The sequence below is a fragment of the Microbacterium sp. W4I20 genome (assembly GCF_030816505.1).
Classification (GTDB): domain Bacteria; phylum Actinomycetota; class Actinomycetes; order Actinomycetales; family Microbacteriaceae; genus Microbacterium.
Genome location: NZ_JAUSYB010000001.1, coordinates 2,982,035 through 2,994,392 on the forward strand (window position 1 = coordinate 2,982,035; position 12,358 = coordinate 2,994,392).

Annotated in this window: 11 protein-coding genes; 7 read left to right on the top strand and 4 right to left on the bottom strand. The window is 69.2% G+C overall.

What is annotated here, in order from left to right; translation table 11 throughout:
• Nucleotides 1–6: 6 nt before the first annotated feature.
• Nucleotides 7–729, bottom strand: a complete 723-nt coding sequence (cobA, locus tag QFZ21_RS14540) for a uroporphyrinogen-III C-methyltransferase (RefSeq protein ID WP_307378952.1) — start codon at nucleotides 727–729, stop codon at nucleotides 7–9.
• Nucleotides 726–1,397 carry a sirohydrochlorin chelatase gene (locus QFZ21_RS14545; RefSeq protein ID WP_307378954.1) on the bottom strand — a complete coding sequence of 224 codons (672 nt, stop codon included), beginning with the start codon at nucleotides 1,395–1,397 and terminating at the stop codon, nucleotides 726–728. Before QFZ21_RS14545 ends, cobA begins: the two co-directional genes overlap by 4 nt.
• 173 nt (nucleotides 1,398–1,570) lie before the next feature.
• Between QFZ21_RS14545 and QFZ21_RS14550 the strand changes: the two genes are divergently transcribed.
• The 6 genes from QFZ21_RS14550 (at nucleotide 1,571) to QFZ21_RS14575 (ending at nucleotide 9,081) form a co-directional block, all read left to right on the top strand.
• The gene (locus QFZ21_RS14550; RefSeq protein WP_307378955.1) at nucleotides 1,571–2,845 is read left to right on the top strand and encodes an ABC transporter substrate-binding protein; all 1,275 of its coding nucleotides are present in this window, start codon (nucleotides 1,571–1,573) and stop codon (nucleotides 2,843–2,845) included.
• Entirely contained in the window at nucleotides 2,842–3,768 is a 927-nt protein-coding gene (locus QFZ21_RS14555) for a carbohydrate ABC transporter permease (RefSeq protein ID WP_307378956.1), read from the top strand. Before QFZ21_RS14550 ends, QFZ21_RS14555 begins: the two co-directional genes overlap by 4 nt.
• Nucleotides 3,765–4,592, top strand: a complete 828-nt coding sequence (locus QFZ21_RS14560; protein WP_307378957.1) for a carbohydrate ABC transporter permease — start codon at nucleotides 3,765–3,767, stop codon at nucleotides 4,590–4,592. The genes QFZ21_RS14555 and QFZ21_RS14560 overlap by 4 nt, the downstream gene beginning before the upstream one ends.
• A 6-nt stretch (nucleotides 4,593–4,598) precedes the next feature.
• Nucleotides 4,599–5,819 carry an acyl-CoA dehydrogenase family protein gene (locus QFZ21_RS14565; protein ID WP_307378959.1) on the top strand — a complete coding sequence of 407 codons (1,221 nt, stop codon included), beginning with the start codon at nucleotides 4,599–4,601 and terminating at the stop codon, nucleotides 5,817–5,819.
• Entirely contained in the window at nucleotides 5,816–7,183 is a 1,368-nt protein-coding gene (locus QFZ21_RS14570) for an NtaA/DmoA family FMN-dependent monooxygenase (RefSeq protein WP_307378960.1), read from the top strand. Before QFZ21_RS14565 ends, QFZ21_RS14570 begins: the two co-directional genes overlap by 4 nt.
• A gap of 170 nt (nucleotides 7,184–7,353) precedes the next feature.
• Nucleotides 7,354–9,081, top strand: coding sequence for a heparin lyase I family protein (locus QFZ21_RS14575; RefSeq protein ID WP_307378961.1), 1,728 nt, complete (start codon nucleotides 7,354–7,356; stop codon nucleotides 9,079–9,081).
• A 43-nt stretch (nucleotides 9,082–9,124) separates the two neighbouring features.
• Here the strand turns inward: QFZ21_RS14575 and QFZ21_RS14580 are convergent, their stop codons facing one another.
• Nucleotides 9,125–9,931: a MerR family transcriptional regulator gene (locus QFZ21_RS14580; RefSeq protein ID WP_307378962.1), complete on the bottom strand. Its 807-nt coding sequence runs from the start codon at nucleotides 9,929–9,931 to the stop codon at nucleotides 9,125–9,127.
• A 182-nt stretch (nucleotides 9,932–10,113) separates the two neighbouring features.
• Between QFZ21_RS14580 and QFZ21_RS14585 the strand changes: the two genes are divergently transcribed.
• The gene (locus QFZ21_RS14585) at nucleotides 10,114–11,508 is read left to right on the top strand and encodes an HNH endonuclease signature motif containing protein (RefSeq protein WP_307378964.1); all 1,395 of its coding nucleotides are present in this window, start codon (nucleotides 10,114–10,116) and stop codon (nucleotides 11,506–11,508) included.
• Nucleotides 11,509–11,583: 75 nt separating this feature from the next.
• Here the strand turns inward: QFZ21_RS14585 and QFZ21_RS14590 are convergent, their stop codons facing one another.
• Nucleotides 11,584–12,243, bottom strand: coding sequence for a hypothetical protein (locus QFZ21_RS14590; protein ID WP_307378966.1), 660 nt, complete (start codon nucleotides 12,241–12,243; stop codon nucleotides 11,584–11,586).
• Nucleotides 12,244–12,358 lie beyond the last annotated feature (115 nt).

The window sequence follows — 12,358 nt, forward strand, 5'->3', positions numbered from 1 at the left end:
GTCAGCCTAGTCCGCGGTGTGCAGCGCCACGACGTCTCCGATCACCACCACCGCCGGCGATCGCACCTGCCGCGACGCCGCGAGGTGCGCGATGGTGCCGAGCGTGCCGACGGTGACGCGCTGACGCTCGCCGTAGCCGTCCTCGATGATCGCGACCGGGCAGTCGAGGCGCCGCTCACCGGCGCCCAGCACGTGCGCCGAGTGACCGAGAGTGTGCACGCCCATCAGCAGCACGACGGTGTGGTCGCGCCCGCCCGGCAGATGCCCGACCGGGTCGTGGCCGCTCAGCACCGTGAACGACTCGGCGACCCCGCGGTAGGTGAGGGGGATGCCGGCGACGGCCGGCACCGCGATGGCGCTCGTCACCCCGGAGACCACCTCGACCGGGATGCCGGCGGCCTCGCAGTGCTGCTGCTCCTCGCGGCCCCGTCCGAACACGAACGGATCGCCGCCTTTGAGGCGCACGACCCGGCGACCGGCGGCCGCGAGCTCGACGAGCAGGGCGTTGATGCCGTCCTGCGGCACGGGGTGATGGCCGGGGAGCTTGCCGACGTCGATGACCTCGGCGCGGAGATGTACTCCCTCCGCGGCCAGCTGCGCGAGCACGGTCCGCGCGCCGAGCCGATCGGCGACGATCACGTCTGCCTCCTCCAGCAGCTGCAGGCCGCGCCGGGTGAGCAGACCGGCGTCGCCGGGACCCGCGCCGACCAACGCGACGGAACCCGTCATCGCTCGCGTTCCGCGGCTTCGAAACGCGTGATCACGAGGTCGATGAGAGCCTCGGGCACCGGCCCGCCGTCGAGCAGCGGGAGGGTGAGCACCCGCCCGGCGGCCTGCCGCTCGGCGAGGTCGAAGAAGTAGCCGCGGGCCAGCAGGTAGGTGGCCACGAGGGAATCCGGATGCTGCGCGAGCGCTGTCGGAAGGTCGGGCTCCCGCGCGGCGAGGTAGGCGAGATCCACCTGGCGGCCCAGGTGCGCACGCAGTACCTCGGCCATGCCCTCGGCATCCGTCAGCGAGCGGGGATCGCGGGAGCCGGCCACCGCGAGGATGAGCGGGGCGCCGGATGCGGCAGGCAGCCGCGCCGCGAGCGCGACGGCGAGCCGCGGGTCGGGGCCGAGGGGCGCGGCGACGACGGCATCCGCTCTCGCCTCGACCATTCCGTGGAGGTCGTGATGCACGTGGAATCCGCTCGACAGCAGCAGCGGCACGACGACGACCGGGCCCTCGATCGCCGCGAGCGCATCGACCGCGTCGGGTTCCTGCACGTCAACGAACGCGGCTCGCACCGCGACGTCGGGCAGCCGCGCGGCGACCTCCTCGACGAGCTCGGCGATCGCCCTGGCGCCCGCGACATCGGAAGTGCCGTGCGAGACGGCGAGCAGGGTGGGCCGGGGCATGCCGCGACTCTAGGGCGTCGTTGTGACGGGAATGTTTCGGGCCGCGAGCCTCCCTCCGGTATACCGCCGCGTGACGTTCTGTGTCGAAGATGTCGCGGATGAGGGAACGATGTCACTAGCGTGCGAAGCGGTCACTTCGGCCGGACACTTTCCCGAACACTCGAGGACTTCCCATGCATTCGACCCGAGCACGGCGCGGCGGCGCGCTCCTCCTCACGGCAGGCCTCGCCTTCGGCCTCAGCGCGTGTGCGATCTCCGACGGCACGAGCGGAGGTGGCGGAGGCGGCGACGACAAGACGCTGACCTTCTGGAGCTACTACCAGGGCACGCAGGCCGACTGGCTCGCAGCGCAGGCCGAGGAATTCGAGAAGAACAACCCCGGCGTGAAGATCGACATCGTGAAGACGGTCGGCGACCAGCAGGACCAGAAGCTGCTCGCCTCGGTCGCGACCGGCGACACCCCCGACCTCTTCATCAACAACATCGTGGTCGACTACCCGACGCTCGTCGCGGGCGGCGTCACGGCCGACCTGTCCGAGTACTGGGACGACTTCGCCGACAAGGACCAGTTCTCGGAGTCCGCCACCTGGACGACCGACGACAAGGTCTACAACCTGCTGCCGTTCACCAACCTGATCGGCCTGTACTACAACCAGGACATCCTGAGCGAGGTGGGAATCGACAGCCCGCCGACCACGCTCGACGAGCTGCAGGCCGACCTCGAGATCGTCAAGGCGCACGGCCAGTACGAGGGCATCGCGCTGTCGGGCGCGCCGACGGTCGAGGGCGCCTGGCTGTTCGCTCCGCAGCTGCTCGGACAGGGCATCGACTACTGCAGCTTCGAGGGTCCGGAGGTGGATGCCGCGTTCGATCGCGTCGAGACGTGGGCCAAGGCCGGCTACACCCCGCAGGCCACGGCGACCTGGGACCAGAACGACTCGTGGCAGCAGTTCGCCACCGGCGAGTACGCGTTCGGGATCAACGGCAACTGGCAGCTGGGCAACGCCGCGGAGGCCGAGTTCGAGTGGGGCACGACGCAGTACCCGGCCCCCGAGGGCGGCACCAGCGTCGTCTACCCGGGCGGCGAAGGCTTCGGCATCGGTGCGAACTCCGACAAGAAGGACCTCGCGTGGAAGTTCCTCGAGGAGGCCGTGCTGACGCCCGAGGCCGGTGAGTCGATCTTCACGATCGCCGGATCCATCCCGGTGCGTGCGGATGTCGCCGAGCTCCCCGCCATCAAGGACAACGCGCAGGTGCAGCCGTTCGTCGCCGCCGCGCAGACCTCGGGATCGTGGCCGAAGAACGAGAACACCGCCAACATCCAGAAGGCGCTCGGCGAGGCAGTGTCGAGCGTGATCTCGGGCCAGACCTCGGCGGCGGATGCCAGTGCTGCGGCCATCGCCGACATCAAGGCCGCGATCGAGGACGGCGGCGGCGGCTGCTCGTGAGTTCTCTCGTCACTGAGACAGACGCGGGCCGCCCCACCGGGCGGTCCGCGCTGTCGCGCCTGCTCGGCCGCACGCCGATCTGGTTCCTCGTGCCCGCGATCGGGCTGCTCGCCGGCTTCGCGGTCTACCCGCTGATCGTGCTCGTGCGCATGTCGCTGAGCGACGTCGGACCGAGCAACATCGTCGGAGAGTGGTCCTTCATCGGCCTGCAGAACTTCGTCGAGGTGCTGTCCGACGACGAGATCTGGCTCGCCCTCGCCCGCACGATCGGCGTCGCGTTGGTGCTGCTCGCCTCGAACTTCGTGTTCGGGTTCGTCGGGGCATCCATCCTCTCGGTCGGCGGACGCGTCACCGAGACGGTGCTCGCGGTGATGGTGTTCGTCTGGGCCCTGCCGCCGATCGTCTCCGGCAGCGCCTTCAAATTCCTGCTCGACGACTCCGGCCCGATCAACAGCGCACTGGATGCCGTGGGCATCGCTCCCGTGTCGTGGTTGAGCTCGCCCGACCTCGCGCTGTGGTCGGTCACCGGAATCATCGCCTGGGCCGCGCTGCCCTTCTCGGTGCTGGTCATCCGCGGAGCCCTCATGGCGGTTCCCGTCGACCTGGTCGAGGCCGCAGCCCTCGACGGTGCGGGGTACTGGCGCACGCAGTTCCGGATCGTGCTTCCGCAGCTGCGGCCGACCCTCGGCATCCTGGCCATCCTCACCGTGCTGTACGCGTTCAAGAGCTTCGACTTCTTCTACGTCACCACCAAGGGCGGGCCGGGCACCACGACCAACACGCTGCCGGTACTCGCGTACAACACGGCCTTCTCCGGGTTCGAGATGAGCACGGGCGCCACGATCGCGCTGGTGTCGATGCTCGCGGTGGCGATCTTCGCCGTGCCGTACATCCGCGCCGTCCGCAGGGAGGAGCAGCCGTGATCAGTCGCCCTCTGCGCACCACCTTCCGGGTGCTCGCCCTCGTGCTGGGCCTGGCGTACCTCCTGCCGCTGCTGTGGATCGTCCTCACCTCGTTCAAGACGAAGCAGCAGGTGCTGACCGAGCCGAACGGCATCTTCTTCACCCCGACCCTCGACACCTACGCGAACGTCGTCGGCGACGGGATCGGGGCGATCCTGACCTCGCTGCAGATCGCGATCGCCGTCACGCTCATCACGCTGCTCATCGCCGTTCCGGCCGCCGCGGCGCTCGCGCGTCGGGTGTCGGTCGGATGGAACCGGGTCATCACCGTCTTCCTCGCCGCCCTGCTCGTGCTGCAGATGGTGCCGCAGCCGATGACGGTGATCCCGCTCTACAGCGTGCTCGCGTCGTGGAAGCTGCTCGGCACCCTCGGCGGCCTGATCGTCGCCGACATCGCCCTGCTCCTGCCCTTCGCGATCATGCTGCTCCGGCCGTTCGCGCTGGCGATCCCGAGCGCCCTGTACGAGGCGGCCGAGCTCGACGGCGCCGGTCGCTGGCGCACCTTCCGCTCTCTGACCGTGCCGCTCTTGAGCAACGGCATCTTGACCGTGGTGTGCATCGTGTTCATCTCGGCCTGGGGCGAGTTCGTGTACGCGATCAACTTCCTGCCGCAGGGGATCGTGCTGCCGGTCAGCGGTCTGCTCGCGCAGCAGAACTCGACATACTCCGCCGAGTGGAACAGTCTGATGGCGTTGGCCGTGATCACCTCGCTTCCCCTCCTCCTGCTCTTCGTCGTCTCGCAGCGACGTCTGATCGCCGGGCTGTCGCTCGGTGCTGTGAAATGAGAAACCATGCCTGACCTTTCCCCTGAATTCCTCCAGCGTCTTCGCGATGGCGCGGCAGCGCGCGATCGCGACCGGGAGCTGCCGCGCGCCGAGGTGCGCGAGCTGCTCGTCGCCGGCTTCGGCAGCGCCCGGGTGCCCGCCGAGCACGGCGGTGAGGGCGTCGACCTCGCGACCCTGTTCGCCCGGCTCATGGACCTCGCCGCGGCGGACTCGAACGTGGCGCACGTGTTCCGCGGACACCTCGCGGTGATCGAGATGCAGAACTTCGAGCCGGATGCCGCGCGGCGCGACGCCTGGTACGCCAGGGCCCTTGCGGGCGACCTGGTCGGAAACGCGCAGTCCGAGCAGACGGCGACCTCCGACCTCGCGACGACCCTGACCAAGGTCGACGGCGAGCTCCGACTCAACGGACGCAAGTACTACACGACCGGCAGCATCTACGCCGACTGGATCGACCTGTCCGCCAGGTACCGCGGCGAGGACCACCAGGTGATCGTCTCGACGCGCACCCCGGGCGTCGAGTCCATCGATGACTGGGCAGGCTTCGGCCAGCGGCTCACCGGCAGCGGGACGACGACCTTCACCGACGTGGTGGTCGACCCCGACCTCGTGCGACCGTATGCGCTGGACGACGACGGGTTCCGGCATCCGTACCTGATGGGGTTCTTCCAGCTGGTGCTGCTCGGAGTCGTCGCGGGGATCGGACGCGCGGCGGTCGACGACGCGGTGGCGTTCGTGCAGCCCCGCCGACGGATCTTCGGCTACGGGGGAGAGGCGTTCCCACGCGAGGATCCGCTCGTGCACACCGTCGTCGGCAAGCTGTCGTCGGCGGCGTTCGCCGCGCGGGCGACGGTGCTGGAGGCGGCCCGATCGCTGGATGCGGGGCTCGCCGGGTACCGGGCAGGCGAGCCGGATGCCGCGGCGTTCACCCGCGCGCAGCTCGACGTCTACCGCGCGCAGCAGACGGTGCTTCCGACCGTGATCGAGGCGACCGCGGAGCTGTTCGAGGTCGGCGGCGCGTCGTCGGTCGACACCGGGCGGGGACTCGACCGCCACTGGCGGAACGCCCGCACGATCGCGACGCACAACCCGTCGGTGCAGCGCCTGCGGGCACTCGGCGACTGGGAGCTCAACGGGGTGCTGCCGCTGTTCAACCAGCCGCAGGCATCGGCGTCTGCGGCCGCGTCTGCGTCGAAGGAGTCCACCACGGAAGGCGCCGCGAAGTGACCAAGCAGCTCATCGTCAACCTCTTCGAGATGGCGACGCCGGGGCACATCACGCACGGCCTGTGGCGCCAGCCCGACAACCAGCGCGAGCGCTACGCGGACATCGCGTACTGGACCGAGCTCGCGCAGGTGGCCGAGGCCGCCGGGTTCGACGCGATCTTCCTCGCCGATGTCGTGGGCGCGTACGACGTGTACGACGACAGCTTCGAGCCGGCGCTGGAGCGCGGGCTGCAGATCCCGAACATCGACCCGCTGCTGCTCGTCGCCGCGATGGCGGCCGTGACCGAGCACGTCGGCTTCGGGGTGACCTTCTCGACGACGTACGAGCCGCCGTTCGCCTTCGCCCGCCGGATGGCGACGCTCGACCATCTGACCCGGGGGCGGGTGGGGTGGAACATCGTCACCTCGTACCTGCCGAATGCGGCGCGGAACTTCGGTCTCGCGGACCAGATCCCGCACGACACCCGGTACGAGATGGCCGCGGAGTACATCGACGTCCTCTACAAGCTGTGGGAGGGCTCGTGGGATGACGACGCGGTCGTCGCCGACAAAGAGGGCGGCACGTACAGCCGTGCCGGTTCGGTGCGGGCGATCGACCACGTGGGGGAGCACTTCCGGGTGGCCGGCCCGCACCTGACCGAACCGTCGCCGCAGCGCGTGCCGCTGCTGTTCCAGGCATCCGCGTCGAAGGCCGGCATAGCGTTCGCCGCGCGGAACGCCGAGGTGCTGTTCACGGCCGACCGTCCGCCGGGGGCGCTCGAGCGGAACATCGCCGCGATCCGCGAGGAGAGCGTGCGCAGCGGCAGGCGTCCGGAAGACACGCGCTATGTGGTGATGGCGACCGTCATCGTCGCGCCCACCGAGGAGGATGCGCGGGCGAAGTACGAGAACTACCGGTCGTTCCGCGACCCCGAGGGGGCGTTCATCCACATGAGCGTGCCGTTCCATCCGCTGCAGCATCCGTCCGACATCACGGTGCGCGAGGCGCTGGAGCGCGAGGGGCGGCAGGACGTCATCGATGCCGGCGGGCTGCCGCTGCACCTGACGGTCGGGCAGTTCGCGAGCGCGGTCGACGAGGCCTGGGACTCTCGGTTCCTCGCGGTCGGAACGCCCGCACAGGTGGCCGACACGATCGAGCGCTGGCTCGACGACGACGGCATCGACGGCATCAACCTGCGCCAGTACCACTCGTTCGACACGGCCAGGGACTTCGGTGAGCTGGTGGTGCCGGAACTGCGGCGTCGGGGGCGGATGCGGGAGGCGTACGTGCCCGGCGAGACGCTGCGCGAGCGGATCTTCGGCGAGGGCCCGCGGCTGCCGGAGCGCCATCCGGCGGCGCGGTACCGGGGCGGGAAGAACCTGTAGTTCCGGCCGCGGCGTTGCTGTATCCGGCGGCGCGGTATCGCGGGGGGAAGAACCTGTAGTTCCGGCATCCACCTGCTATATATCGCGACGCCCCGCTCCCTTCGAGAGGATGGTGCGGGTGCGAGCGGATGCTGCGCCGGACGGGGGATGCAGTGTCTGATCATGACGGCGTGAGGGTGAGTCGGCGGACGCTGTTCCGTCTGTCGGGGGCGGCGGCCGTCGGTGCGGTGGTGGGTGTTCCGCTCGCCGGCTTCGGTGCACCGCTGACGGCGGGCGCGGCTGAGGCGTGCAATGCGCTCATGCATCAGGACGGCTTCGGGTCACCGACCGTCGGGTCCTGGCTGGAGTCGGACTTCGACAGCACCTCGCTCCGCATCCCGGCGGGTTCGCGCTGGGACGATGCCGCTCTCTTCAACCCGAGCCGTTTCGCCATCGTTCCGGACCCCGCCGGATCGGCGGAGAGCGTGATGCGGTTCACGGTCCCCGGCAACGGGAGCGCCTACCGGGCCGAGCTCATGCGCAGGCAGCTGAGCTACGGACGCTACCGGTTCACTGTGTCGGTGTTCGTGCCCCAGGACTTCGTCCCGTACCGCTGGGACACGATCGTCGCGCAGTGGCACGCCTTCCGGCTGCCGAACGGGCGGGACACCAACCCGCCACTCGCGCTGTCGATCGACACGCTCGCGCCCGTGTGGGACTTCCGGATCGCTCAGCTGCAGCCGGATCTCACGACCAGGATCACGCGCTACGTCCTGCCGGTCCCCGTCCGATACGGCGCGTGGACCGACTGGTCCTTCGACATCGTCTGGTCGACGCCGACGACCCCCGGCCGCGTGGTCATTCTGCAGGACGGCGCCGAGGTGCTCCGGTTCGACGGAGTGAACAACTACCACCAGGCGTCGTCGCCGTACTTCCAGACCGGGATCTACCGTCCCGTCTGGCGCAACGGTTATGCGCCGACGGCGCCGGTGCACATCTATCACCGCGGCATCACCATTCGCGATCTCACGGCCTGCGCGACGGTGCCGGCGCCGACCGGCGTGCCCGACGCGATGACCAGCGACGGCGAACGCGTGGTGCTCAGCCCTCTCGCGAACGACCTCGCGGTGGGGGCGGCGACGACCGTCGACCCGACGTCGCTGCGGCTGGTCGACGCGGACGGAGCGCTCGTGACCGAACTCGACGTTCCCGGCGAAGGGCTCTGGTCGGTCGATCCGGCGACGGCGCAGGTCTCGTTCGCCGCCGCGGCGACCTTCGTGGGCGCCGTCGATCCGCGGTCCTATCGTGTGCGATTCGTGGCAGCCGACGGCACGTTCCAGACGTTCGGGAGCGAGCTGACCATCGAGGTGCGGCGGGCGGAGATCACGGTGCCGTCAGGTGCTGTCACATCCTCGGGGCCCGGAACCGTCACGCTCACCCCTCTGGCGGGCGTCGGTGATGTCAATGCGTCGACACTGCGGCTCGTCGATCCGCTGACGTCGGAGGAGAGCTCCACGGTCGTGCTCGACGGTCAGGGCGTGTTCGCAGCACCGGGCGACGGAACGGTGGAGTTCACCCCGGAGGTGGGATTCGAGGGCGTGGCTTCGGTGGGGCTGGTCGTCGACGACCGGTTCGATCGTGCGGTGGTCAGTTCTGTGACAGTGTCGGTGATCGACAACCCTCGGCCGGCCGGACTGGCGCCGACCGAGCCGGGACTGTCGGGGGCGTCGCGGTCGCCGGGATCGCCGGGATCGGGTGGAGTCGGGTCGGCCGGGGCCGGCGTACGCGACGGACGGATGCTGGCCGCGACCGGCGGTGCCGTTCCGTCGTCGCTCGTTGCGCTCGGCGTCGGAGCCGTGGTGGCAGGCGCGGCACTCGCGGGGCACGATGCGCGGACGAGTTCACGATCAGCGGACTGATTCTGCGGATTCCTCCGCTGGTCGTGAACTCCTCCGCTGATCGTTACGGTGTCCGCCGCACGGGCTGCTGGAGCTCGGTGACCCAGTCGGCCTGGTCGTCCGACACCGCGCGCACATAGAGCTCGCGGCAGGCGCCGTCGTGGATCAGACCGCGGGCGATGACCTCGGTGTGGATGGCCTGCCAGCTCTCGGCGATCGTGTCCATCGAACCGAGGTGGATGCCGCACACCGCGACCTCGGTCGGCGGCAGCTCGACGATGTCGAAGCCGTCACGGGCGGGTCCTGTGTAGGAGTAGCCCACGATGACCTCCATCCCGTCGTCGATCGTGTCGTACTGCGCGATCGGGGTGGCGAGGGAGCCGGGCTCGTCGCCGATGATCGCGGCCACGGCGTCGAACGAGGGGCCGACGACGGCGGCGACCTGCGGCTGCTCCGCGACGACGTGGCGGATGGCCGCAAGGCGGACGGCGGGCAGCGGCTTCTCGATGATCTCGATCTGGGACATGTGCTTCTCTCTTTCGATGAGGTGGAGCCGCCGTTCCACGTCGACGAGTCGTTCCGCGGCGATCCGGTGCTCCTGTTCGACCTCCGCGCGCCGGATCCGCAGCAGGGCCGCGATGCGCTCCGCGTCGACACCCTGCTCGAGGATCGAGGAGATGTCGTCCAGGCCGAAGCCCAGCTGACGGAGAGCGACGATGCGATGCAGGCGCTCCAATTGCGAGGGGTCGTACGAGCGGTAGCCGCTGAACTCGTCCACGTGAGCGGGCACGAGCAGGCCGGCGGTGTCCCAGTGCCGCAGCATCCGGTGGGTCACCTGGCCGATCTGCGCGAACGCTCCGATGGATAACATGTCTCAGTTCTCCCGTCTGCCACAGTGTCAGGGTCAAGTATCGCCGTGGATCCGGTCTGCCGAACCTCGTGCTGCTGCCGTCGGGTGGCCATATTGAGGTCCCCTTCCAGGCATGCCGGTATATCGCTTTTGCGCTCCTGATCGGGCCTTTGAATGTCGGTGGCCCCTGGTTCACTGAAGGTATGACAGCACTGGCAGACGCGACGATCGAGCAGGTGGAGGCGCTGAGTTCGGCGACCGACATGCTCGTCGAGCTCGAGCGCACGATCAGCAGTCTGCAGGCCGCGCGCGACGGTGTTCTGGCGATCGGGTCGCGTCTGGCGCTGCAGGTCGCCGATGAGGCGGAGCATCCGGACTTCGGTGACCAGACGACGCGCACGGTCGCGGCCGAGATGGCGGCGGCGTTGCGCGTGAGCGACCGCACGGTGCAGGCGCGCATGGCAGACGCGGTGTGGCGGGTCGAGCGGTTTCCGCTGGTGTGGGCTGCGCAGGGGGCCGGGCGCATCAGCGCCGCCCATGCGCGGGCGATCTGCGAGGCGGCCGAGCACCTCGACGACGCGGCCGACCGCGATGCGTACTCTGCCGAGATGGTCTCGTTCGCGGAGTCCGAGTCGCCGAACCGAGTGTCGCGGCGGGGGCGTCGCGTGGCGGAGAAGTATCAGTCGCGCTCCATCGACGGGCGGCACAAGGATGCGCGGCAGAAGCGGTCGGTGTGGGTGAAAGACGTCGGCGACGGGATGACGCAGCTCGGGCTCCTCGGTCCCTCCGCGCTCGTGCACGGGGTCTTCGAGCGGCTGACTCAGATGGCCCAGACGGTGCAGGAGCACGAATCCGTTTCGGATCGAGACTCGGTGCAGGAACAGTCCGCGCGGCGGGCGAGCGCGGCCGGAAGCTCTTTCGGGCCCGCGGCGAACGAGAGTTCGGATGCTGCCGCCGACGCTCCCGCCCCGGATTCCGCAGCCGCGGCCGACGCACGCACGATCGCGCAGATCCGTGCCGATCTCGCTCTCGATCTCCTCCTCGCCGGAGCGCCGACCGGGCATGACACCCCCGACGGACTCCTTGCCGCGATCCGGGGATCGGTGTCCGTCACCGTTCCCGTCACCACGCTCATGGGCTGCGGTACGACACCGGCCGAGCTCGACGGGCGCACCCCGATCGACTCGGTCACCGCGAGAATGTTCGCCGGCGCGGCATCCGGCTGGGATCGCATCCTGACCCACCCGATCACCGGTGCTCTCCTCGCCGTGGATCGATATCGACCAGGGTCAGAGCTCAAGCGGTACCTTCGTGCCCGCGATCAACGCTGCCGATTCCCCACCTGCGGCTACCTGGCCGCCGACAGCGACATCGACCATACGCACGACGCAGCTCACGGCGGTCCCACCAGCGCGGACAACCTCGGCCACCTCTGCCGTCGACACCACACGCTCAAGCACCACAGTCCCTGGCACGTCGAACAGCTCGAACCCGGCGTCTACGCCTGGACCAGTCCCACCAGGCGCACCTACATCGACGAACCCCCGCGGCCGAACACCGTCACCTTCACCGAAGATCTGACGCCCGCGCCGTTCTGAGACCTGCGCCGTTCTGACACCAGCACTGTTCTGACACCAGCACTGATCTGAAGCGCGCTCAGTCTGGAGACCCGATCACTTGCTCACATGGATCGCGACCCTGCTGATGACATCCGCCGCGCGTTCCGGGGCCTCTGCCGATCGACAGACGACCGTGAGATAGACAGCGGCCCTCAGCTCGGCGAACCCGCGCACGGCGTAGACCCAGCTGCCGCGGTCGTCCGCACCGCCCGCATATCGATACTCCGCAGCCGGATTGTCCTCGAACGTGAATCCCATCACGCCATCCGACACCTCGCCATCGAGGGGAGCGTTCTGGCTCTTCATGACGCTCGCGAGGACGAAATCCGACGCGTCGCGGTCATCCGTCGAGGTCATGTCGAACACCTTCCCCTGCCAGAACACGGCGAGGCACTCGTCATCGGCGCTCCGGTACTGCCACGTCCCAAAACCCTCATCCGGGGCGTCGAGAGTCCACTCGTCGCCCGCAAGCCGGGCATCGTTCCAGCCCGCGATCGCATCCGATGGGAGTACTGCGCCATCGTCGAACGTCAGGGTGTCCCCGGTGCGATCCTCGATGGTGAAGGGGGGCGACGGCGACACTCTCGGCTCCGGACTCTGCGCCTCCCGGGTGCCGGGCGCTTCTCGCGCTTCCGGCGGCACCGAGCATCCGCTCAGCACGAGAAGAGCGAGGACAGCGGTCAGGGCGACGAGGCGAGATGCGTGGGAAGTCATGGTGGGGGAGCCTAGGCAGCATCGTCCTCGTTCGATTTCCCCTGTGGATAACCCCGATCCACAAAGTTGAGCCAACTCATATCAACTTCGTTTTGACACCATCCCGCGGTCGGAG